The organism is Moraxella sp. CTOTU47724 (genome assembly GCF_032014955.1).
GTDB lineage: Bacteria > Pseudomonadota > Gammaproteobacteria > Pseudomonadales > Moraxellaceae > Faucicola > Faucicola tetraodonis.
The window spans coordinates 22,306-45,014 of the sequence record NZ_DALZSV010000016.1; the positions used below are offsets into that span (position 1 = coordinate 22,306).

Consider the following 22,709-nt stretch of genomic DNA (forward strand, 5'->3'; position numbering starts at 1 on the left):
AAGTAAAAATTAAGTAAAAATTGCTAAAGCGTGCCTTATTTTAGCAATTTTTTCATGCTGAGCCAATCAAGGTCATGGATGGCGTTAAGCCATTACTTTAGCCATGATTAATAGGCTGTGATTGGGCGAACTGATTTAAAGATTTGCAGTATGAGGTTGAATGTTGCCTGTCATTGGCTTGCTTGTTTCAGTGCATACTTGTAAACTATCGCAAGTTAAATTTTTAGGGGATTGCGTGAGTTTTGCATGGTTAACATACTGCTCGGCATTGTAATTGCAATTTTTATCCTTATCTTCAATAGCAAAAGTTACCACTAATATAGGGAAAGTTATCAATGAAAAAATATCAATGTATCGTGTGTGGTTGGGTGTATGATGAGGCACTGGGCTGCCCAGAAGAAGGCATCCTTCCGGGTACACGCTGGGAAGATATTCCCGAAGACTGGACTTGCCCTGAATGTGGGGTCAGTAAAGTGGACTTTGAAATGATTGAACTATAATAAATATAATAGGGTTTTATCATGCAATCAACTAACAATGCCGATAATGCGAGTGTCGATAGTGCCAGTGACAATAGTGCAAGTTTAGACAGTATCAGTTCAAATGATGCGCCTATTGCGCAACTGTCAAATACACAACCACAACCTGTAATTATTATTGGTTCAGGCATGGCGGGCTATACGCTAGCGCGTGAGCTCAGAAAGCTAACGACTAGCTTGCCTATCGTCATGGTGTGTCAAGACAGTGGTGATAGCTACGCCAAGCCAACCTTGTCAAATGCCTATGCGCAAAACAAACTTGCCGACACCATCGCCAATGCGAGCGCGGCAAAAATGGCAGAAACGTTAAACTTGACCCTATTAAATTTTCATCAAGTCACTGATATTAATGCCGATGAACAAGTTATTGAGGTTCACTCGCTAGTCAATGAAGCTTCTCAAACAACGCTTGCTTATCGAGATTTGGTATTGGCAACAGGTGCGCATTCTAGAATGTTACCCAATCTAGCGGTCAATCATCAAACCATTTTTGCCGTCAATCATTTAGATGAGTACAAAAGCTTTCAGCAGCGCCTAAACACCCTAAAATCTCAAAAATCAGCGCCCATTAAGGTAGCGATTATTGGTGCAGGGTTGATTGGTTGTGAATTTGCCAATGATTTGATTGGTCAAAATACCGGTAACCAGACCGCTGATATCACAGTGGCCGTCTTTGATAAAGCAGCACGCCCACTGGCTCAGCAACTCCCTAGCCAAGCAGGTATCATGCTACAAGACGCTTTGACTCAGTCAGGGGTGACATTTTATTTAGGCACTGATATCACCAGTATCACGACAAACCTTAATAAAAATATTACTACAAATATTGAAACAAGCGATAATGCAACCGTGACCATCTCTTTTGACAGGGATAAGCAATCACAAACCTTTGAGGCGGATATTGTTTTGATAGCGATTGGTTTGGTGGCTAATACTGACCTTGCCGCATCAGCGAACATTGCCATAGCATCGTCACAGCACATCAATCCTACAATAACCCATTTGCCAAGAACAGTGCAGCAAGGCATCAAGGTCGATGCCTATCTAGCCACATCGGCAAAGCATATTTATGCCGTTGGCGATTGTGCCAACGTGATGGGTAGCTACATGCCCTATGTCATGCCATTGATGAACCAAGCCAAAGCATTGGCAAAAACCTTGGCTGACCCTAACATGGCGCCGACCAAAGTGGCGTATCCTGCCATGCCAGTGGCTATCAAAACACCTAGTTTGCCTTTGGTGGTATTACCTGTATCAGGGCAGTACAGTGACGATCAACTGGATTGGCAAACGACCCAAACCACTGATGGCATGGTCATGACCGCTCATCCAAAAGATGATCCTCATAGCATTTTAGGGTTTGTATTAGCCGGTAAAGAAGCAGCAAAACAGCGCTTAACGTTAACCAAGCAAGTGGCGGATTGGCTGTCTTAGTAGCCACGCTCGTGCAACCGGTCATCTAATGCGGCAAGTTCATTCAACACCCCACTAGCAGATTGATATTTTTGGAATAAATTATGGATTTAGCCAAATTTAATTTTGAACCCTCAGTGATTACGGACTTTATGCAAAGTGCCATCATTGATATTGGTGATGAATTACAACTGTGTGTTGAAGTTGGTGGCAATCCTGATCATCCGCCCTTGCTGCTGATCATGGGCCTAGGCTCGCAGTTGGTGTTTTGGCCCGATAGTTTTGTCAAAGGCTTGATTGACGCAGGCTTTTTTGTGATTCGTTTTGACAATCGTGATATCGGGCTATCATCAAAAATCGCCCGCCCCTTCCCCCGTTTTCCCGTCAACAATGTCAAAATGATGCTGCGTATGCAAGTGGGTTTGACGAACCGTCATTTTCCTGTGGCGTATAACTTATTTGACATGGTCGAAGATACCCGCCGCTTGCTTGATAAGTTAGCGTTGAACAATGTGTATGTGGTGGGGGCATCTATGGGCGGGATGATTGCGCAAATTTTGGCTGCCAAATACCCAAAACGCGTGTCGACACTGGGTCTCATGTTTACCAGTAACAACAAGCCATTTTTACCACCCACCAAGCCAAAGCAGCTACAAACCCTACTGTCACATCCCAAAACCACCCAAATTGATGACGTGGTCGCATACGGCGTGTGGTGTATGCAGCGTATCGGCTCGCCCAATCATGTGGATGAAGAGGAAGTAGAACGGCTCATTCGCTTGCGGTTTGAACGTAGTTATCACCCACGTGGCGCGCTTCAGCAGCTGCAAGCTATATTAGCCACGGGCTCTATTGTTAAATTCGACCAAAAAATCAAACAGCCAACCATTATCATTCATGGGGAAAAAGATGGGCTGGTGCCATCGGCGCATGGTCGGGCGATTGCCAAAGCGATTGCGCACAGTGAGTTTCATTTGATTAAAGACATGGGACATGATTTGGCAAAACCCTTTATCCCTACGATTGTCAAACTGCTAGCCGATCATTATATGAAGCATGCTTAACTCGCTAATTTAATAACCGCCACAATACAAACACCACTGCAATCACATAAAAAATCGGCGCAAGCCAGCTACTCACCTGCCAGACGGCATGACTGGCAATCATTTGTGCGATAAATAATGAACCCACAAACCCAAGCACTGCAAGCCAATCCTGCTGACGACTTTTGAGCATATCTGAGCGAATTTGCTGTATTTCACGCAGCTGCTGATCTTGATGACCACCCAGATTTGACAGACTTTGCAAACTGTTATCCAGCAATTGTGGCATGTCATTGAGACTCAGTAACAGTTCAGGTAATTGCTTGCGTAGCTCGCCAATTTTTTGCATCGGGTCAAATTGCTGCTTCACCCAGCCTGTCAAAATCGGTTTGGCGAGCGACCAAATATCAAGCTCAGGGTATAAATCCCGTCCTAGACCCTCCACATGCACTAGCGTTTTAAGTAGCAACATTAATTGCGGCGGTATATCCAAATGATAGCGACGCGCAATATCGAGTACCGACATGAGCACACCTGCAAAATCAATGTCGTTGATTGGCTTACTAATCATCGGTGACACGGTGCGGCGCATATCGCGCATGAGGGCGTATTTATCGGTATTGGGTGGAATCCAGCCTGCCCGCGCAATAATATCCACTAGACCGGTAAAGTTATTGTTCATCACCGATAATAAAAGCCTCGCCACAATCATTTGGTCAGCTTTAGATAGCTCGCCTACGATTGAGCAATCAAGGGCGATGTAGCGGGGATTGGGATTTGGGGTATCGGCTGGCAGCGTTTCAACAAACACATTGCCAGGGTGCATATCGGCATGGAAGAAATTATCCCGAAATACTTGGGTGAAAAAAATCGTTAATCCTTTTGCCGCAAGTGCCGCCCTATCATATCCAAGCGCATCAAATACTTGGGTTTGCGAAATCGGCACCCCAACAATGCGCTCCATCACCATGATGTTTTTGCTGGCTTGATACACTTCAGGCACATACATCATCGATGAACCCAAAAAGTTGTTGCGCATTTGGGTGGTATTGGCAGCTTCAAGGGTTAAATCAAGCTCATTGAGCAAGACTTGCCGATAATCTTCAACGATATCGATAATATGTACGGCACGCGCCGCTTCAATCCGTGCTGACGCCCACCCTGCCAAATCGCGCAATAATTCAAAATCTTCAATAATCTGTTCACGGATAGTTGGGCGAACTACTTTGACTACCACTTCACGCCCATCATGCAGGCGTGCGGTGTGTACTTGCGCGATGGATGCCGCCGCTAACGGTGTGCCATCGAATCTAGCAAATAGCTGATTGATAGGTTGCCCCAAACCGCCTTTTTTTGTCGATTGTTCAATTTGCTTGATAACCGTATCGACACTAAAGGGTTTTACCCTGTCTTGCAGGTGCACCAACTGCTCAATAATCTCAGGGGTGACCAAATCACGACGGGTGGAAAGCAGCTGCCCTAATTTTAAAAACAGCGTGCCCATCTCTTCAAGCGCCAGCCTGACCCCGTCTGGATGAGGTTTTTGAAAATAGCTGGCAGGGTGCATACGGATAAGTTTGGCAATGGGCTCAAGCTGCGGTGTCTCTTCAATAGGTAGATGCGTATCAACACGATAATGAGCGGCAATGCGCCACAGTTGTAAAAGACGTTTGCGATGATTTAGTAACACGTTGGCAACTCGTTAGAAAGCTTATCAATGGTGGGAATTCTAGCATGATATAAGCAATTTTTTAATGGTTAAAAAAAAGACGGGGATTTAACCCGTCATTTTGATTGTGCAAAAGCGAATTTTGCAATAAATTTACTTTTGCAATCTACTTTTCCAATAAAGCCGCTTGCTGTTGCTTGATGGCATCGAGTCTGGCTTGTTCACGTTCAATATCCGCCCGCAGTTTTAGCAGCTGTTGTTTTAACTCATTGCCTGCATTGGCATCAGTACTTGCACCGTTGGTTTTCCACTCTCTGATATTGGCAATATCGGCAAACATCTCTTTGGCAGGTGCAGTGATTGTGCCTTTTAGGTTGGATAACAGATTAGACAATTGACTTGCCATGGGTAGACCAATCAGAGGTTGCAGTTTACCAATGATATCAGGGTCAAACCCAGCGACTAATTGTTTGACTTGCATCAGCACTTTATAATCGCCCTCAATCGGCAGATTGCCTTGTGGTTCACCCATCAAATTGAGCAAATGCACAGGGTTGTCTACCTTGACAATACAATCAGGTTTGCTAACCACAGCGCTACCCTTAGGTTCAAAAACATCAACCGTCACAGGTTCAAAGCGGATATGGTCATCATTAAAAATCGTATCAAATTCAATGGCTGGCTCTGCCATCACTAGGCGCAAAACTTTACCCGATAACGGTTGTAACCCTGTTTGGGTGATGGGGTCAGTGGCAATCGCTAGATTAACCACTTTTTCAATGCCTGCGAGTAGTAATACAATAAACATCTGATTCTCTTTTAGTATATAAATTTCAGTGAGCTATTATATTCTTCGTCATCAGTTACTTTTTAAACCCACGATGTACCGCCACGATACCGCCTGTTAGGTTGTTATAGTCACAATTGACAAACCCTGCGTCTTCCATCATGCCTTTTAGGGTGCGTTGGTCTGGATGCATACGGATAGACTCTGCCAAATACTGATAACTTTCGCTGTCATTCGCCACCAATTTACCCATGAGTGGCAATGCGGTAAATGAATACAAATCATAGACTTTACCAAATGGCTCAAACACAGGTTTTGAAAATTCTAAAATCAGCAGACGTCCGCCTTTTTTGAGCACCCGATACATTGAGCGCAGTGCCGCGTCTTTGTCGGTGACGTTGCGTAGCCCAAAGCTAATTGTCACCAAATCAAAACTTTCATCATCAAATGGTGCCAGCGTCTCAGCATTGGCGAGTACAAAATCGACGTTACTACAGCCTGCATTGAGCAGACGCTCACGACCGACCTCTAGCATCGCTTCATTGATATCGGCCAATACCACATGACCTGTGCGACCCACCTCTTTACTAAAGGCTTTTGCCAAGTCACCTGTGCCGCCTGCGATATCTAGCACCCGTTGACCTGCACGCACGCCCGTTAGGCTTATGGCATAGCGTTTCCACAGACGATGAATACCCAGTGACATTAAATCATTCATGATGTCGTATTTTTTGGCAACAGAGGTAAACACTTCTGCTACTTTTTCTTGTTTTTCAGCTTTTTTCACGGTTTTGTAGCCAAAATGGGTTTCTTCATTGCCATCAGTGGCTGCAGTGTGCGGATTGTAGATAGCCGACTTATCAAAACCGCTAGTTGATTGCGCTGACGACTCATTGGGGATAGCGTCAGTTGGGGTAGCGGATGCAGGGCGAGTGAGCTGCTGACCTTGCGGCACGGATTCTGGCAAATCAGCTGTGCCAGTAAATTGACGGTTGATGGTGGTGTCAGCTGTCAGTGACTGTTGTACTTGGCTATTGAGTTTGTCATTGGCTTGGATGCTGTCTTTAACCAAGCTGTCTTGGATTGAATTATGGTTATTGTCGTTCATGTGGTTTCCTAGTGAGGTCATCGCCAATCAAAAATTGGCAAAGTTAAAAGCGCAAAGTTCGTGCAAATTTTTTTCTATTTTATCACTAAACATCAAAAGGATGTTCTTTGCCAGCATGCACATTGGTAATGATTTGCAACTCTTTTTCACAAAATGGCTCGATAAAGGCACCAATACTTTTAATCGGTTTGATGGCAGCAAAGCCTTCGGCGATAAAGTCATATAACGGCTGAAAGCCTTTTTTGTACGCTGTGCCTTTGGCAAGTGAAAATGCTTTTTGTAAGATAAATGATTTAAGATATTTGTCTGTGCGATAGCACATTTGTTTGAGGTCAGCAATCTGCTGGCGTCTTGCCGACTCTGCGTTCACGGACTGATAGGCTTTAATCATGGATGGCTCATCCACGGATAAATTATTCTCTTGTAAATATTGAGCAAGTTGTAAATCAAGCTTAATGGCGTTAATCGCTTCGATGATACCGGCTGCGCCTGTGCTCACGGCATTGGCAGGGATAAATTTTTCTAGTTTTTCAGCCTTTTGCACCATGCGCTCTAGCTGTTCAGCGAGCACATTGAATTTTTCGCCCCCATATAGTTGGTCAATTAAAAATTCCCCCATGGCTTGGTTGTTGGCGCTGGCAAATAACGCTTGGTGGGTTTTATGAATACGACCGCGTTGCCAGGCTTGTACTTCACTGAGTTTTTGCGCTAACTGGGTATCGCTGTGGTATGGAAGGGCGCGAAATTGTTTTAAATCTTGTTCTAATTGGCTTAAGCTGCTCATAGGGCCTCGATTTTTTTGCAAAATTTTTAAATTCAAAACAGAGAAACTGCAGTTTATCCATTGTATAAACCCACAGTAAAATGAAGTTTTGTGCCGCATTACCTTAATGTAAATCCACCAAAAATACAAATCGTAAATTGTTCAACTGTGCTTTAACTGCTATCTTTTAGAAAAATAAAAACTTCATCCCTATCATTTCGGGTATTCCCCTAAGCAGGACACATGGCAATACACAGCACCAGCAATTCCAAAAACAACGATATAGCCGCTTCTAAACCCACCGATAAAGTAACCAAACTTGAAAAAAACACCTCATCTTTAACGCTTGAAGACCAATTAAGTTTTGACCTGATTACCGCGCAAACCACCCTACGCGAGCAACGGGCTGGCAAAAACTCGCGCGGGCTACTAATCTTGGTGAATGGTATGGAAAATTCAGGCAAAGGCGAAGCGGTCAAAGCGCTAACCGAATGGATGGACGCACGCTATATCAAGGTTCACGCCACCATGGGACAGCATCCTAGCCGCTACCAACCTATTTGGCAACGTCACACATGGCAACTGCCTAGAAAGGGTGAGATTGCGGTGTATTTTGGCAACTGGTACGCTGACTTGATTCGTTATGTGTTTGACTGTGGTGATGATATAGATGAACAGCGCTTACAGCAAATGATTGAAGACATTGAGGCGTTTGAACAAGATTTGGTCAATAACAACACCGATATCGTCAAGTGCTGGTTTTGGGTCGATAATAAAACGCTAAAAAAACGCTTGACCGATGAAGAGCCTGACCCTGAGCAGTTGTACCATTTAGATTGGTTTCGAAAAAAAGACGTGAAACGTTTCAAACGCTTTAGCAGCAGACTGATGGGGTTACAATCAAGCTGGCACCACATAGATGGACAGGATATTGATGCCTCAAACATCCAATTTGCGAATGTTGTATTAGCAGCGCTGCAAACCATGAACCAACTAGCTGCAGCCGATGATGACCAAGACAACCGAGCAAAAACTGATAAATCGGTTCACCTTAAAACGGACGAAAATCCTGTTAAACCCAACCCGCTGCCTTTTAAACCCACCCCTCTGATTAATGAGTTGGTTAGCGTCCAATCCCAAGCATTAGCAAAAGCAGACTATAAAAAACAACTACATAGCAAACAACATATACTCGCTGAACTGATTCGTGAGCGAGGTCAGCGCCATATCATCTTTGTCTTTGAAGGTATGGATGCGGCAGGCAAAGGCGGTGCGATACGCCGCATCATTGCCCCACTCGACCCGCGTGAATTTACCATCCACGCTATCTCTGCACCAACCGAAGATGAATTAAAACACGCCTATCTGTGGCGTTTTTGGACGCGCCTGCCCCATGATGAAATGGCAGATGTGGATATAGTGTATTTATCGCAAAAATTCAAACGCAATAAATGCGTCGCCTTACTTAAACAACGCCTGCATAATAGCCGAGTGACCATTTTTGACCGTAGTTGGTATGGTCGGGTACTCGTTGAGCGTATTGAGGGCTTTGCAAAAGAGGCAGACTGGCAACGTGCTTATGACGAAATCAATCGCTTTGAAAACGACTTGGTACAGAGCAATGCCATTGTGGTCAAATTTTGGCTCGCTATCAGTGAAGAAGAAGAACTTAAACGCTTTAAAGCGCGTGAAGAGACGCCCAATAAGCAGTTTAAAATTACCGATGATGATTGGCGTAACCGCGCCAAATGGCATGAGTACGTGCAAGCCGCTTCCGACATGATTCATTTAACCCACCATAAAAAACGCCCTTGGTATGTGATTGCCACCGATGATAAATATAGCGCAAGACTCAAAATCCTTGACGCTATTATTTCCGAGCTATCTAAGAATTTATAACGCGTTATCTAAAAATTTATAAATTGCTAATAAGCTGCCTTTTTACTATTTTGCTATATCTTAAAACTGTCTACCCAACTTGATGAAAGATAATGATTTTGGTGGACAGTTCCCCTATAATATCGTGTTTGATTTGATTATTTAGCCTGATTAGTTGTCCTTAATAAATCCATCTAAACTGCAAGTGAGCAATATGGAATCTTTACGCAATTTTTTGAAAGGTTGGATGGGCAAAGCCTTGCTCGTTCTTTTTTTACTTCCTTTAGCCATCACGGGTTTTGAGTCAATTGTCCGTAGCGGAGATGACCCCAATGCTGTCGCCAAAGTTGCAGAGTTAAATATCGATAATGCTACCTTGCAAACCATGATTAACAATCGCCGCGAAACCTTGCTTGAGCAAGTGAATGGCGATGCAAGTCTACTTAATAGCGATAAATTACGTGAGCAGATGCTGCACAATTTGATTGACCGCTATTTGATTATCAACCAAGCCAACAAGCTTGGTTTTACAGTGTCCGATGCGACTATCACCCAAATGTTGATGGCAGAAAAAACCTTTCAAGACGCCAGCGGAAAATTTTCTAATGAGTTGTTTGCTAGCTATTTAACCAGTCGCGGCATGACCAAAGAGCAATTATTTGATTCAGTTCGTCAAGACTTGTTGGTGACTGCCTTTAGCCGCGGTATCATTAATACAGGGATTTTTGCGCAAGGAAGCATTGATAAACTTATGTCAATGCAGTCTGAGTCGCGCCCTGTGCAAGTGCTACGTTTGGACTGGCACAGCTTTGCGCCGCAGGTACAAGTGACGCCGCAAGAGATTGCAAGTTATTATCAAAAAAACCAAGCGACACTTAAATCTAGTGACATGGTGGATTTAACTTATTTAGAACTCAATAAAAATGCCCTGCCTGTTGCTGCCCCAACGGCGCAGGAATTGCAGCAACAATATCAAACCTATTTGAAAAATAGTAACAACCAGACCGAATACGAATTGGCAATGATTTTGATGAATGGCGGTCAAGCACAAGCCACCTTAACCTCATTAAAAAGTAAACTTGATGCCAATCAAGCGGATTTTGCGGCGCTTGCCAAACAGTACTCGCAAGATGAAGGCAGTAAAAACGATGGCGGCAATATCGGTCCGATTACCCAATCGATGTTCCCCAATGATTATGATTCCATCATGACCCAAATCAAGACCCTAAAAGTCGGTCAAGTCACGAGCCCCATCAAAACCAACTATGGCTATCATTTATTCAAATTGGTAAAAATCAATGGTCAAACCCCACCAACCATTGAAAGCTTGACGCCTGTGTTAACCGAACAAGTGATGGCGCAAAAGCGTGAAGCCGCCTATCAAGATTTGATTGGTAAAATCAATAATGACGCAGTTGCTGGCGCTACTATCACCGAGCTTGCCAATCGCTATAAATTAACCGCCAAATCGATTAAAAATTATCCTAAAACCAATAACTCGTCTGCACTGAGTCAACCTGCCATTGTAGCGGCGGCATTTGAGCCACTCGCGCTGCAAGAAGGCAGTGTATCAGTCGGCATAGATGTCTCTGATAAAGTGGTATGGTTACAATCAACCAATCACCGCACTAGCAAACTCATGACACAAGCCGAAGCCGAGCCGGTTATTAAAGCCAAACTTATTGAAGAGAAAGCAAAAAGTTTAGCAGTGGCAGAGGCCAATGCCATCGCTGCCAAAGTCAAACAAGCCAATTCAATTGCGGCGGCGGGTGCCCCATTCCAAGATTTGGGGATTGTGACTCGTCAAGACAGCAAACTCAGCGATGACGAGCGTGGTGTGGCATTTAGTCAACCTGCTGTTAACAATCAACTAGCGGTCATGACGCGGCCGACTGTATCGGGTGCGAGCGTGATTGTGGGTGGTGTTATCAGCAATGATAACGCCCAAATCACGCCACAAGTCAAACAACAAACTGCCCAAATCGTGCGCGAAAATATCGGTCAGTCTCAGTTTGAGGATTATTTAGCATACCTAAAATCCATCACTAAAGTCACGGTTAAACCGCAGACTGCTGCGCCATAATATGCTGTGAATAAATATGCGCTGAATGAGTCAGCGCCTTGTTCTAGCAATAACGAGTATTTAACGATACGTAGCGCCATCAAAAAAGGCTTACTAACGATGATTAGTAAGCCTTTTTTTATTGGTTGGTATTAATGATTTTCAGAGGCGTGATTGATGGTATATTTTGGAATTTCAATGGTCAAATCTTGATCTTCGATGATGACTTGGCAAGACAGTCTTGAATCTGGCTCTAGCCCCCAAGCGCGATCTAGCAAATCAGCTTCGATATCATCCATTTCCTCCAAGCTATTAAACCCTTTTCGCACGATAACATGGCAAGTAGTACAAGCTTTTGACATATCACAAGCATGCTCAATTTTCACGCCTTTTTCTAGCAAACCACGGCATAGATTATCGCCTTCATTGAGTTCAATCTCTGCGCCAGTAGGGCAAATTTGGTGATGCGGTAATACAGTAATTTTTGGCATAGCAATCTCTTAACGATTAATAGTCTTATGTATTCAAAATTAATTTGACCAATCCGCGGTTGAAGTGCCTTTCATGGTTTCATTGACCGCTTGGTTCATGATAAGTGCAGCAAAATCATCACTATGAACTTTTAGCTGCGCGCTCGCTGTTTCTAGCTGGGCTTGTTCAGCACCATCAATCGCCTGTTGAACATCAGCCATCGAGGCTTGCAGCGTATTCTTCTGCTCATCGCTTAACAAAAAGCCAAATTCTGCAAGCGCGGATGCTAGCGCCAATAATTCTCGTTTTGCTTCTACTCGACTTTCAATCAAGCTACGCTGCAATCGATCTTGCATGGCAAAATCAAAGCCTGCTTTGAGCAGTTTTTCCTGCTCATCTTCTGACAATCCATAAGACGGCTTGACTTGAATTTGGCTTGCTTTGCCCGTTGTTAACTCTTTAGCCCAAACGGTTAATTGGCCATTAGCATCAATTTGAAAAGTGACTTCGATACGCGCCAACCCTGCTTTCATCGCTGGAATATCAGTCAGTTTAAACTGCCCTAACGAGCGGTTGTCAGCCACTGTATCGCGTTCACCTTGTACCACATGGATAATCATACCATTTTGGTTATCTTGATAGGTTGTAAATACCTGTTTGCGCGTCACAGGAATGGGCGTGTTACGCGGAATAATCACTTCGGTAAGACCACCCATGGTCTCAAGCCCCAAGGATAAAGGCGTGACATCAAGCAGCAACACCGTATTTTGCTGTTGTCCGATTAATTGGTCGGCATATTTGGCTGCGCCCAACGCAACGACTTCATCTGGATTGATGCGTGACAGTGGCGGCTGATTAAACGTTTCTGCCACGATTTGCTGAATCAATGGCATTCGTGTCGAACCACCTACCAATACCACTTCATCAAGCTGGGACGTTTCAAGTCCAGCATCACGTAGTACTTGCGCACAAACCGCTAATGTGCGGTCAGTCACAGGCTGGATGATTTGACGAAGATTGCTTTGGGTTAACACAATGTCAAAAGTTTGACCGCTGATTGAAAGTTCGGCAGTCACTTGGTCTGTTTTTGACAACTGCTCTTTAAGCGTGCGAGCCTGTACGTTTAGCAGTTGTTTTTGATGGTTATCAATGGTTGATGGATTCAAGCCTGTTTGTTGAATGAGCCAATTAGCAATCAGGCGGTCAATATCATCGCCACCCAGTGCGCTATTGCCACCCGTTGCCAGCACTTCGTACACACCGTGATTGAGCTTTAACACCGATACGTCAAACGTGCCCCCACCCAAATCATAAATGAGATGATACGCTTCGTCTTGTGCTTGGTTCAGCCCATACGCCATCGCGGCAGCCGTCGGCTCGTTTAATAAGCGAATCACATGAATGCCTGCCAATTTAGCCGCATCTTTGGTGGCTTGGCGCTGTGCTTCATCAAAATAAGCCGGCACCGTAATCACCGCACCCACAATACTATTGTCAGGTAACGCCAATTTTGCCCGATCATACAGATGTTTTAACAGGATACTTGATACTTCAACAGGGTTTTTAGCACCTTGTGGGGTTTGGATACTTGGCATGACATCCACATCACCGACTAATTCATAGGGATGATTGAACTTAATATCCTTGATGCTTCGACCCATAAACCGTTTGACCGAGCGTACAGTATGATTTGGTGCTTGTTCTGCCATGGCTTCAGCATGACTACCTACCAAAGTTTCTGGATTGCCATTGTCATCTAAGCCAAAATACACCACCGAGGGTAAAAGCTTTTGGCAATCGATACCTTTTACCTGATTAGCAATTTGACTGTCGTCATTGGCGTTATTGTCACTAGATTGACACTCACTAACTTTATCGCCAATCACTTGTGGCTCGCCTGAACGGACTACCGCTACCAGTGAGCGCGTGGTTCCTAAATCAATTCCTAAAGCAAAACGATGCGCATGGGGCTTGGCACTTTGATTGGGTTCAGCGATTTGTAATAACGACATAAATTGGACCAATTAAAAATAGAAAAAATAATTTGAAAATAAAACCAGCCTAGGTTATATCTTTAGCTTAGGTTGTATCTTTATTGAAAGTCAAAACGGATGGTATTATAAATTAAAAATATGATAAACCAAATAAATTAACCAACGCTATGACAACTTACCCTTTAATCATGATTTACACGTAGAGATCGTCATCATTATCAAAATTCTGCTGGGCTAATTCATCGGTGGTTTTTGCTACATCTGCTTGCAGTTTAACCAAAAACTGCATTTTTTGAATGATATCTATCGCCTGTTTGGTTAAGGCATCATCATTAGCCTCAGCTACAGTTGAATTATCAATTTTTTGATAAACTTCGTCAAAGGCAAGTTGATAATTATTTAGCCATTCGGTAAGTTTTTTGCTGAGCAAGGTAATACTTTGGCTATCAGCATCGTCTAAATCGATGCGAAATGACATGGCATCGTCTAAAAAGTCCAAATCACGAATCGGCTGATTAATAGATTGTGAAATGCCTTTGAGTGCCAATAAATGTGACGCGCGAGAGTCGGGGTTTTTAAGCGTATTATAGGCTTCATTAATAATAGCAGACGCTTGCTCAGGCTTTAGTGCGGATAATTTGGCGATTGATTCACGCAAAAAACCATCGGTATTAGCAGATAGCGAAAGGTTTTGCTCAGCTACAGACGCATCAAGATTGTTGTCAGGATGGAACTTAGATTGAAGTTGGCGAAGGGTCTGCTGAAGTTTGGCGATATCAATTTGATATTGTTGGGGTACATTCATCAATTCAAAATAATTAACCATTTTCAACTTCCCCTACCGAGCCATCACTATACTGACAAAAAAAATATTAAAAACTAAACGGTGAAAGATTCACCACAGCCACACTCACCTTTTTGGTTTGGATTACTAAATTTAAAGCCTTCATTGAGACCTTCTTTGACAAAATCCATTTTCAAACCATTAAGATAAACTAAGCTTTTTGGATCGACAAATACACTAACCCCGTTGCTTTCAAAACGTTGGTCATTAGGGTCTGGCTCATCGACAAATTCCAGCACATAAGCTAAGCCAGAACAACCTGCGGTACGGATACCCACACGGATACCTTCGCCATGACCACGGTTTTGCAAAAACTCGCGTACATGTTCAGCTGCATCGTTTGATAATTCAATCACTTTACTACCCCATCTACTCATGTCAATCTGCAATCATTTCAATCTTTAGGCCAGTCACTTTGAGCGACTCACACACAGTCTTATTGAGGATGAATCAATAAGACTGTGACAATCGTGAAATCAATCAAGCTTCAGCTTTGGATTTATAATCTTCAATCGCTGCTTTAATGGCGTCTTCTGCCAGCACTGAGCAGTGCACTTTAACAGGCGGCAGTGCCAATTCTTCAGCGATATCTTTGTTTTTAATCGTGCTAGCTTCATCCAGGGTTTTGCCTTTAAGCCATTCTGTAACCAATGAGCTTGAGGCAATGGCTGAACCACAGCCATAGGTTTTAAAGCGCGCATCTTCAATGATACCGTTATCACCCACTTGGATTTGCAGGCGCATCACATCACCACACGCTGGCGCGCCAACCATACCGGTACCGACATTTTTGGCATCTTTATCTAAGTTTCCCACATTGCGTGGATTTTCATAATGGTCAAGCACTTTATCACTGTAGGCCATTTCATTTTCCTTTTGGCTGGTTACGTCAAACGTAACTGACTAATCTTTAATTATTAAATTAAATAAATTTTTAATGGAAATTAATTTTTAATACAAATTAATGTTCGTTCCATTCCACACTATTTAAATCAACGCCTTCTTTATACATATCCCAAAGCGGTGATAAAGCGCGTAATTTTTCAACCGCAGTTCGCATCTCAGCAATCGCATGATCAACATCTTCTTCGGTCGTATAGCGACCCAAACTAAAACGAATTGAACTGTGAGCAAGCTCATCTGACAATCCAAGCGCGCGTAATACGTAGGAAGGCTCAAGCGTTGCTGACGTACAAGCAGAACCAGATGACACGGCAAAATCTTTCAATGACATCATCAAGGACTCGCCTTCTACAAAGTTAAAGCTGATGTTGACGATATTTGGAATACTGTGATTCATATCACCATTAAGATAAATTTCATCAAGCTCTTTTAAGCCATCCCAAAGACGTTGACGCAGTTTTGTCAGTCTGGCTTCATCTTCTGCCATACGTTTGCCGGCAATGGCAAAGGCTTCACCCATCCCCACGATCTGATGCGTTGCCAGAGTACCTGAACGCATACCACGCTCATGACCACCACCTTGCATTTGTGATTTTAGGCGCACACGGGGTTTACGGCGAACATATAGAGCACCAATACCTTTGGGACCATAAATTTTATGGGCAGAAAAACTCATCAAATCAACTTTTAATTGTTCTAAATCAATCGGGGTTTTACCGGCTGCTTGTGCCGCATCGACATGAAAAATAATACCTTTTTCACGGGTGATTTCACCAATCGCCGCAACATCTGTTAAGGTACCAAGTTCGTTGTTAACCATCATTAGGGACACTAAAATAGTATCTTCACGAATAGCGTCTTTGACTTGGTCAACCGTGATCAGACCTGTCTTTGGCTGTGGGTCTAGATAAGTGATTTCAAAACCTTCTGTTTCTAACTCGCGGCAGACGTCTAGCACGGCTTTGTGTTCAATTTTACTGGTAATAATATGTTTGCCTTTACCACTATAAAATTGTGCGGCGCCTTTAATCGCCAAATTGTTTGACTCAGTAGCCCCTGAAGTAAAGACAATTTCACGTGAATCGGCGTTGATTAATTCTGCGATTTGCTCACGGGCAGTTTCAACCGCTTCCTCAGCTTGCCAACCAAACCCATGCGAACGCGAGGCAGGATTACCAAACACGCCATCAAAGGTCATGTATTTCATCATCTTTTGGGCGACTTGCTCATCAATTGGTGTGGTCGCGGCATAATCTAAATAGACTAATTTATTCATGCTAACAAATTCTCCCCAGAATTCTGTTTTAAGGTTTTGCTGTTATCAGCTAATGAATGATTGTTACTAATGTTACTAACTTTAGCGGTGCTATGCTTTGCTCGTTGCGATACAGGTGCCTCTGTCATCGGGTTTACCGCAGATTGTTTCCTATGCTGCATATCTTCTACCATCAAAATTTGACGCTCAGAAATTTCACGGATAATTTGACGATTAATAAGCGTATCTAGTGTCACCGTGGACAAATAGTTTTCAATTTGCTCAGACAATCCATTCCATAAATCATGGGTTAAACACATGGCGCCATCTTGGCAGTTGCCCTTACCTTCGCAAGCTCTAGCATCCACCGACTCATCAACGGCTGAAATAATGGTCATAATCGAGATTTCATTGATGGGTTTGGCAATATGATAACCGCCTGACGCACCGCGAGTGCTTACCACCAACCCTTTTTTACGCAGCTTTGAAAATAACTGCTCAAGATAAGAAATAGAAATCTCTTGACGTTTTGCGATATCAGACAATGACACAGCCAATTCATGTTTTTGCTCTTGCAATGCCAAATCTAGCAGCGCTGTCACTGCATAGCGTCCTCGGGTTGTCAATCGCATAGTAGCCCCACTTAAGTTAAAAATTTAAATCTGTTCAAGCACAGTAAGCTGTGAAAACACGTTTTATGGTTGGTATGACTATTATATAAAAATCCGAGTCTTTTAGTCAAGATTAATTCTTACTAAAACACTCGGATTTATTTATTTCTCAGATTTATTTACTCAATGATAAGCGATTTTTTATCAAAGCAATTTTTTTATCAAAGCAATATAAGGGAATGGGTGTTACTTTACCACCCAGCCAATCGCACAAATGATGAATAATACAAAAAATGCAATTGCCGCGCGTTTCATCCATTTATTTTTACTGTTTAATTCTAAAATTTGTGCTTCAAGCGCTGTTTTTTGTAGATTTGCGGCGTTGACTTGGCTATTGAGTGCCTCAACTTGTTGTTTATAGTCAGCATCGGTTTTGATAGGTTTTTTGACTTTTTGCTTGTCTTTATCGCCTTTGACTGCTTTTGTGATGACTTGTAATAGCTGATTGATACCAATTTGATGTAAAAAAGCCTTCACCTCTGCCGTCTTTTGTGCTTCGCCGCGGATTTGTAGCTGCTCGATGGCTTTGGGCTGATTGGTAAATAAATTCTGGGCGATTTGCCAAGTAAAGCCATTGATGGTCACGTCGACCTGCTGAGAAGGCTGTAATTGACTGTCTAACAAAATGCCGTTAACGGTAAAAGTCATATAAAAAGTGACGTTTGGGATATAAGCGTGAATATGAACGACAGTATTGGTAGTGGCTAAAGGATAGACAACCTTACGAAGATCGGCATCAAAACGTAGCAACAGGGTCAGCAAGGTTTCAATAATCACTAATACCACATTGAGCGCTGTCGTGGCTATATTGCTTGGGGCATTGGTCGAAGTTTGAAAATTATCGTTCATTAAATTTCCACAAAATTAATCAAATATGGGTTTTGTAATTTGTCGATAGTGTAGCTTTAAAAGGGTGTTAATAACATTAATTATTGTAAGTCTGGTATAAAATACTGTCAGTCGCTGAATATTAGTCAAGAAATCATTGCGAGATTGATTTTTAGCCACTTTTATTCACTATAGCTGTATATATCAATTTTTAGCGGTTTTTGTTGAAATAAAATGTTATCGTTTGGTGTGCCAACCGCTATATTTTGCAAAAACACGTTAATCAATGCTTAATTCCACAGAAATTATGATTAAACTGCTTGTGAAGCCGTTGGAGTTTACTTATAATCGAATCATAATTACTTATGCAGCACTTGATACTTAAGGCTTTGAGCCTAATTAATTGCCAAGCGTGTGCTTTGTATATATAACGTTTATTTTCATCCCTAAAAATTTGAAGGATATTCTTATGAATAAGTCAGAATTAGTTGATAGCATTGCTAAAAAAAGTGGTCTTTCTAAAGCCCAATCAACTGAAGCATTAAATGCCTTTATTGCAACGATTGGCGAAGCAATGAAAGCCAATGATACCGTGTCACTGGTTGGCTTTGGTACGTTTAGCGTGAAAGAACGCCAAGCACGTACAGGTCGTAACCCACAGACTAAAGAAGAAATTCAAATTCCAGCAAGCAAAGTGCCAAGCTTTAAAGCAGGTAAAAGTTTAAAAGATATGGTTAACTAATTAACCCTATATCTAAAAAAGGCGTATTTTTAATTAAATACGCTTTTTTATTGCCTTATAATTTCCTTGCTAAGTATAAAAACTAAACTATAAAACCGGGCAAAAACTTAAGTAAAAAACCACTATTTTTACATAGTGGTTTTCTTATTTTATAAACTATAGTTAACCTATTTTGGCACCGTAATGATTTGACCCACTTTTAGCGAGGCCGTTGGTGACAAGTTATTTAAGCTAGCCAGTTCTTTAGGGCTGATGCCAAAGCGTCCTGCCAAAGAAATTAAGCCTTCGCCTGCTTTGACTTTATAGGTTGTTGTGGTTTTCGGGATTTTGATGTTTTGACCAATCAATAACGACTCATTACCTTTTAAGTTATTTAAAGCGGCAAGTTCGCTTTTGGAAACGCCATATTTTGCACTCAAGTTTGTCAGGCTATCACCAGATTTTACTTGGTAGCTTTGCGTATCACCACGGCTATATTTGCTTACTGGTTTTGACGCTGGCTTGTTATCATCCTCTGATTGGGTATCTTTGGCTGTTTTGGTCTCTTTTTTTGTTTCTTTTTTGCTCTCTGGTTTTGCAGAGTCCTGCTTGCTCATCGGTTCGCGGGTCGCTGTCACGCTAGCCACCGTACCCAATCCTGCTTGAGGAATAACCAGTTTTTGCCCCTGAATTAAATTTGCAGTCGGTTTTAGATAATTGGCTTTGGCCAAGTCTGCTACCGTTAAATCAAAGTTATTGGCGACGCTACCTAAGCTATCACCTGGACGTACCGTGTAGTTAATCGATTTGCCAGCTAGCGCATATTTGACCTTTTCAACTGTGACAGGCACGATGATGACTTGTCCTTTTTGCACACGATAATTGGTGTTAAAACCGTTGACATCGGCAATGTCTTTGGGCGATACGGACAGTCGATCAGCGATACCCGACAAGGTATCACCCGTCTGAACCGTATAACGACTTGATACCGGTTGCACTTCAGCTCTAGCAGGGGCAGGCTTTTGCGCTGCGGGCTGTGCCACTGGCGGCTCTGGCATTTTGTCTGGAATTAACCACAAGTTTTGGTTGGTACGCACTTGATAAGTGACTGGTAAATTATTGAATTTTGCTAACTCACTGACATTTAGATCAAACTTGTCGGCGATGCCTGTCAAGGTATCCCCCGCTTGCACGATATAGCTATTGGCTTTACGTTTTGGCGATTCTGCTACTTTGGGTTCGATAGGCTTGGCGTTGTATAAGTAAAGTGTTGAACCTGCTAGCAAGGCAGCATTTGGGTCAATTTGGTTCCATTCAGCGATATCTCGCCAATTTACACCCATGCGACTGGCGATATTTGCCAAGGTGTCGCCAGCTTTGACTTGATAGGTGCTGCGTGTGCCACTTGGACGTTTTTTGGCAGCTTGCTTGCTAACTGTGACAGCTTTGCTTTCACTGGTGGTATTGGATTTGCTCGTGGTCGCTTGCGCCGTGCTTGGGACTTTGCCATTTAAGCTCGACGCTTGGGTAATTTTGACCTCTTTTGGCAACACCACTGGCGGTTCTTCGTAACTGAGTTTTTTGGTTTCGCCTTTGGCTTCTAGCACAGATTGCTGAGTCTGAATAGCATTGAGCTTGATATTACCATCGGTAGGGTTAATCGCTTGCTCTACTTGTGGTGCGGTTTTTTCAATTTCTTTAGCAATCAAGTTACGCTCTTGATTGGATAAAGGCGGCTCTTGCACCACGGTGTTGTTGGCAGTAACAACGGCTGAAGTGGTTGGTAATGTATTGGTAGACTGCATTTCAGCGGTCACTATTTTTTGCTCAGTGGCGGTAATCGGTGGTTCTTTGATTACTGTATTGCGGCTTTGGATGCTTGGTGTACTAGGAATGGGGGCGATATAAGTCGTGGTTTGGTTTTTAACCATACTAGTTGCCATCGCCGCCAAATCGCTGCTAGAGGATGGCAAGTTAACTGTTTCTTTTTTGCTATAGGCTTGTTTGGCGGCACTGAGTGAATCACCCTGACTTGTGGTTGTATTTCGGGTTTGGTTGCCAGAGTTTGTGGTCGGTGTGTTATAAGTCGGTGTAACAGTTTTAGGCGTGACATAGCTATTGTTTGCCAAATAACCTTGTTGACTCATATAACCATTACCGCGTAATTGGGTGATTTTACGGTCAATTGATTGATTGAGATCATTGGGAATCAAAATACGGCTTGGGCCCGACATATCTACCGTACCTGCAATCAACGCAGGATTTAGGGCGCGCAGTTCATCGTAGCTTACGCCTGTCAGGCTGCTAATTTCGTGCAAGCTCACGCCAACATTGGCAGGGACACTTCTAAAATGCTGACGGTTCGCAATTGCGGGTAAATACACATTGTAGGTGCTCGGATTTTTGACAATTTGCGCCACTGCCAAAAACCGAGGGACATAGTTCATCGTTTCAGTGGGTAATTTGAGCGACCAATAATCCGTTGGTAGACCACGTGCTGCATTATAATTAATCGCGGATTGGACACGGCCTGGACCGGCATTGTACGATGCCAATGCCAACTCCCAACTACCAAATTGGTTATACAAAGCCGTCAAAAAGTCATAAGCGGCACGGGTTGACTCAATCACATCGCGTCGACCATCAAAGGTGCTGGTTTGATTCAACCCATAAATACGACCTGTACTTGGAATAAACTGCCATAACCCTGCAGCAGACGCGTTACTATTGGCATTGGGGTCATAAGAGCTTTCAATCACAGGCAATAATGCCAGTTCTGTTGGGATATTGCGACGTTCAGCTTCGCGCACTGTGTAGTATAAATAGCGGCTAGCACGCGCTGTTAATCGGTTTAGATAATCTTGGCGGCTAATAAACCAACTTTTCTGCGCTTCAATACGCGGATCGTACACGTTGGAGTTCATACGAAAATTGACGCGCAGTCTATCCCACAAATTACCATAGCGCTGAACCAACAAAGCGTTATTCTCTACCATGGTCATGTCGGTGGCTTCAAGCAGGCCTTCAAGTTCATCCAAACTATCCATGTCCAGTAGCGCTGCATTTTCTTGCGCGCTATGCACCGTGCTTTTGCTGTGACTGGATGATCCAATCATGGGTTTACCCGCTGGACTGTTGGTGCTGGTTGGCGCACTGCTACAGGCTGCCAAAATAATAGAGGAAATAGCTAAACTTAATGGTTTGATAGTTTTTTTTGATGAATGGCTTATCGAAAGCAACATGATAATTCCTAGCTCTTTTTTGCAATTTAGATGTAGGACATATACCCATCTCATAGCGTAACACTATGAAAGAATATAAGCTAAAATTTGACATTATAAATAAAAAAACGGCTGTGATTTCAAGCCAGTGAAATTAAATATTGGCTGAAATTATACTAGAATCCATAAAAAAAGTGGCACAAAACTTTTGCACCACCCTGTTTAACACCACTTTTAATACCACTAAATTAGTGCTTTTCAATCACAAGTTGGCTAATAGCCCTGGACAATAACACTGAGTTACCGCTTTCAGCAAAGGTAATACGTGAAGTTGTTACTAAACGTGTCGTCACGTTATTTTCGACGATGACTTCTGTGGTTATGGCATCTGCTTTGGCATGGTTACCGCTAGATACCACATTGTTTAATTGTATATCATAGCCATATCGCGTTGCTTTTGACCAGTTGTTTTGCAAGAGGTTTAGATAATTGCTTTTATTTAAGGTCGTGGTTTTTCCTTTACGCGACACAGATATCAA

18 protein-coding genes and 2 pseudogenes are annotated in these 22,709 nt (G+C 42.9%); 6 read left to right on the forward strand and 14 right to left on the reverse strand.

The features are described from left to right. The first annotated feature begins 335 nt into the window (after nucleotides 1-335). From rubA to RTR63_RS05195, 3 genes are all read left to right on the forward strand, one after another. Complete coding sequence (gene rubA, locus RTR63_RS05185) at nucleotides 336-500, forward strand: rubredoxin RubA (RefSeq protein ID WP_036589380.1); 165 nt, start codon at nucleotides 336-338, stop codon at nucleotides 498-500. Nucleotides 501-521: 21 nt separating this feature from the next. After that, complete coding sequence (locus tag RTR63_RS05190) at nucleotides 522-1,973, forward strand: FAD-dependent oxidoreductase (protein ID WP_312523071.1); 1,452 nt, start codon at nucleotides 522-524, stop codon at nucleotides 1,971-1,973. Nucleotides 1,974-2,056: 83 nt separating this feature from the next. Then, nucleotides 2,057-3,016, forward strand: a complete 960-nt coding sequence (locus RTR63_RS05195) for an alpha/beta fold hydrolase (RefSeq protein WP_312523073.1) — start codon at nucleotides 2,057-2,059, stop codon at nucleotides 3,014-3,016. 4 nt (nucleotides 3,017-3,020) lie between these two features. On the opposite strand, the gene RTR63_RS05200 is transcribed toward RTR63_RS05195, so the two are convergent. The 4 genes from RTR63_RS05200 to RTR63_RS05215 all read right to left on the reverse strand — a co-directional run bounded on the left by RTR63_RS05200 (nucleotide 3,021) and on the right by RTR63_RS05215 (nucleotide 7,343). Beyond that, the gene (locus RTR63_RS05200; protein WP_312523075.1) at nucleotides 3,021-4,685 is read right to left on the reverse strand and encodes an ABC1 kinase family protein; all 1,665 of its coding nucleotides are present in this window, start codon (nucleotides 4,683-4,685) and stop codon (nucleotides 3,021-3,023) included. 145 nt (nucleotides 4,686-4,830) lie between these two features. Next, complete coding sequence (locus RTR63_RS05205) at nucleotides 4,831-5,472, reverse strand: ubiquinone biosynthesis accessory factor UbiJ (protein WP_312523077.1); 642 nt, start codon at nucleotides 5,470-5,472, stop codon at nucleotides 4,831-4,833. A gap of 55 nt (nucleotides 5,473-5,527) precedes the next feature. Continuing rightward, nucleotides 5,528-6,559, reverse strand: coding sequence for a bifunctional demethylmenaquinone methyltransferase/2-methoxy-6-polyprenyl-1,4-benzoquinol methylase UbiE (gene ubiE / locus RTR63_RS05210; RefSeq protein WP_312523079.1), 1,032 nt, complete (start codon nucleotides 6,557-6,559; stop codon nucleotides 5,528-5,530). A gap of 85 nt (nucleotides 6,560-6,644) precedes the next feature. Next, nucleotides 6,645-7,343, reverse strand: coding sequence for a DUF8198 family protein (locus RTR63_RS05215; RefSeq protein ID WP_312383568.1), 699 nt, complete (start codon nucleotides 7,341-7,343; stop codon nucleotides 6,645-6,647). Between the two features lie 222 nt (nucleotides 7,344-7,565). Between RTR63_RS05215 and RTR63_RS05220 the strand changes: the two genes are divergently transcribed. Together RTR63_RS05220 and RTR63_RS05225 are read left to right on the forward strand one after the other, a co-directional pair. After that, the gene (locus RTR63_RS05220; RefSeq protein ID WP_312523080.1) at nucleotides 7,566-9,221 is read left to right on the forward strand and encodes an ATPase; all 1,656 of its coding nucleotides are present in this window, start codon (nucleotides 7,566-7,568) and stop codon (nucleotides 9,219-9,221) included. Nucleotides 9,222-9,414: 193 nt separating this feature from the next. Next, nucleotides 9,415-11,283 (forward strand): SurA N-terminal domain-containing protein, encoded by a 1,869-nt coding sequence (locus RTR63_RS05225; RefSeq protein ID WP_312523081.1) that lies wholly within the window; start codon nucleotides 9,415-9,417, stop codon nucleotides 11,281-11,283. A 131-nt stretch (nucleotides 11,284-11,414) separates the two neighbouring features. Here the strand turns inward: RTR63_RS05225 and fdx are convergent, their stop codons facing one another. The 8 genes and pseudogenes from fdx to RTR63_RS05265 all read right to left on the reverse strand — a co-directional run bounded on the left by fdx (nucleotide 11,415) and on the right by RTR63_RS05265 (nucleotide 18,249). Continuing rightward, a complete protein-coding gene (fdx, locus tag RTR63_RS05230) occupies nucleotides 11,415-11,753 on the reverse strand; it encodes an ISC system 2Fe-2S type ferredoxin (protein WP_036597564.1) in 339 nt (112 codons plus the stop codon). A gap of 39 nt (nucleotides 11,754-11,792) precedes the next feature. Continuing rightward, nucleotides 11,793-13,745, reverse strand: a complete 1,953-nt coding sequence (gene hscA / locus RTR63_RS05235; RefSeq protein WP_312523082.1) for a Fe-S protein assembly chaperone HscA — start codon at nucleotides 13,743-13,745, stop codon at nucleotides 11,793-11,795. A gap of 175 nt (nucleotides 13,746-13,920) precedes the next feature. Next, nucleotides 13,921-14,553: a Fe-S protein assembly co-chaperone HscB gene (locus tag RTR63_RS05240; protein WP_312523084.1), complete on the reverse strand. Its 633-nt coding sequence runs from the start codon at nucleotides 14,551-14,553 to the stop codon at nucleotides 13,921-13,923. Nucleotides 14,554-14,606: 53 nt separating this feature from the next. Beyond that, nucleotides 14,607-14,948, reverse strand: a complete 342-nt coding sequence (gene iscA, locus RTR63_RS05245; RefSeq protein WP_312523085.1) for an iron-sulfur cluster assembly protein IscA — start codon at nucleotides 14,946-14,948, stop codon at nucleotides 14,607-14,609. 103 nt (nucleotides 14,949-15,051) lie between these two features. After that, on the reverse strand, nucleotides 15,052-15,435 hold the full coding sequence (gene iscU / locus RTR63_RS05250) for a Fe-S cluster assembly scaffold IscU (protein WP_100269949.1): 384 nt from the start codon (nucleotides 15,433-15,435) through the stop codon (nucleotides 15,052-15,054). 97 nt (nucleotides 15,436-15,532) lie between these two features. Continuing rightward, the gene (locus RTR63_RS05255) at nucleotides 15,533-16,750 is read right to left on the reverse strand and encodes an IscS subfamily cysteine desulfurase (protein WP_312523086.1); all 1,218 of its coding nucleotides are present in this window, start codon (nucleotides 16,748-16,750) and stop codon (nucleotides 15,533-15,535) included. 179 nt (nucleotides 16,751-16,929) lie between these two features. Beyond that, a pseudogene (locus RTR63_RS05260) lies at nucleotides 16,930-17,361 on the reverse strand (Rrf2 family transcriptional regulator); the annotation flags it as partial. 225 nt (nucleotides 17,362-17,586) lie between these two features. Continuing rightward, the gene (locus RTR63_RS05265) at nucleotides 17,587-18,249 is read right to left on the reverse strand and encodes a hypothetical protein (protein WP_312523087.1); all 663 of its coding nucleotides are present in this window, start codon (nucleotides 18,247-18,249) and stop codon (nucleotides 17,587-17,589) included. Between the two features lie 448 nt (nucleotides 18,250-18,697). Between RTR63_RS05265 and RTR63_RS05270 the strand changes: the two genes are divergently transcribed. Next, nucleotides 18,698-18,970 (forward strand): HU family DNA-binding protein, encoded by a 273-nt coding sequence (locus tag RTR63_RS05270; RefSeq protein ID WP_007116691.1) that lies wholly within the window; start codon nucleotides 18,698-18,700, stop codon nucleotides 18,968-18,970. Between the two features lie 167 nt (nucleotides 18,971-19,137). Here the strand turns inward: RTR63_RS05270 and RTR63_RS05275 are convergent, their stop codons facing one another. Together RTR63_RS05275 and RTR63_RS05280 are read right to left on the reverse strand one after the other, a co-directional pair. Beyond that, a complete protein-coding gene (locus tag RTR63_RS05275) occupies nucleotides 19,138-22,191 on the reverse strand; it encodes a lytic transglycosylase (protein WP_312523088.1) in 3,054 nt (1,017 codons plus the stop codon). A 227-nt stretch (nucleotides 22,192-22,418) separates the two neighbouring features. Beyond that, nucleotides 22,419-22,709: pseudogene (locus tag RTR63_RS05280) on the reverse strand (hypothetical protein); the annotation flags it as partial.

Bases quoted from the DNA above. Each gene is read 5' to 3' on its own strand.
- rubA (WP_036589380.1), top strand. From the start codon at position 336: ATGAAAAAATATCAATGTATCGTGTGTGGTTGGGTGTATGATGAGGCA.
- RTR63_RS05190 (WP_312523071.1), top strand. From the start codon at position 522: ATGCAATCAACTAACAATGCCGATAATGCGAGTGTCGATAGTGCCAGT.
- RTR63_RS05195 (WP_312523073.1), top strand. From the start codon at position 2,057: ATGGATTTAGCCAAATTTAATTTTGAACCCTCAGTGATTACGGACTTT.
- RTR63_RS05205 (WP_312523077.1), bottom strand. From the start codon at position 5,472: ATGTTTATTGTATTACTACTCGCAGGCATTGAAAAAGTGGTTAATCTA.
- ubiE (WP_312523079.1), bottom strand. From the start codon at position 6,559: ATGAACGACAATAACCATAATTCAATCCAAGACAGCTTGGTTAAAGAC.
- RTR63_RS05215 (WP_312383568.1), bottom strand. From the start codon at position 7,343: ATGAGCAGCTTAAGCCAATTAGAACAAGATTTAAAACAATTTCGCGCC.
- RTR63_RS05220 (WP_312523080.1), top strand. From the start codon at position 7,566: ATGGCAATACACAGCACCAGCAATTCCAAAAACAACGATATAGCCGCT.
- RTR63_RS05225 (WP_312523081.1), top strand. From the start codon at position 9,415: ATGGAATCTTTACGCAATTTTTTGAAAGGTTGGATGGGCAAAGCCTTG.
- fdx (WP_036597564.1), bottom strand. From the start codon at position 11,753: ATGCCAAAAATTACTGTATTACCGCATCACCAAATTTGCCCTACTGGC.
- hscA (WP_312523082.1), bottom strand. From the start codon at position 13,745: ATGTCGTTATTACAAATCGCTGAACCCAATCAAAGTGCCAAGCCCCAT.
- RTR63_RS05240 (WP_312523084.1), bottom strand. From the start codon at position 14,553: ATGGTTAATTATTTTGAATTGATGAATGTACCCCAACAATATCAAATT.
- iscA (WP_312523085.1), bottom strand. From the start codon at position 14,948: ATGAGTAGATGGGGTAGTAAAGTGATTGAATTATCAAACGATGCAGCT.
- iscU (WP_100269949.1), bottom strand. From the start codon at position 15,435: ATGGCCTACAGTGATAAAGTGCTTGACCATTATGAAAATCCACGCAAT.
- RTR63_RS05255 (WP_312523086.1), bottom strand. From the start codon at position 16,750: ATGAATAAATTAGTCTATTTAGATTATGCCGCGACCACACCAATTGAT.
- RTR63_RS05265 (WP_312523087.1), bottom strand. From the start codon at position 18,249: ATGAACGATAATTTTCAAACTTCGACCAATGCCCCAAGCAATATAGCC.
- RTR63_RS05270 (WP_007116691.1), top strand. From the start codon at position 18,698: ATGAATAAGTCAGAATTAGTTGATAGCATTGCTAAAAAAAGTGGTCTT.
- RTR63_RS05275 (WP_312523088.1), bottom strand. From the start codon at position 22,191: ATGTTGCTTTCGATAAGCCATTCATCAAAAAAAACTATCAAACCATTA.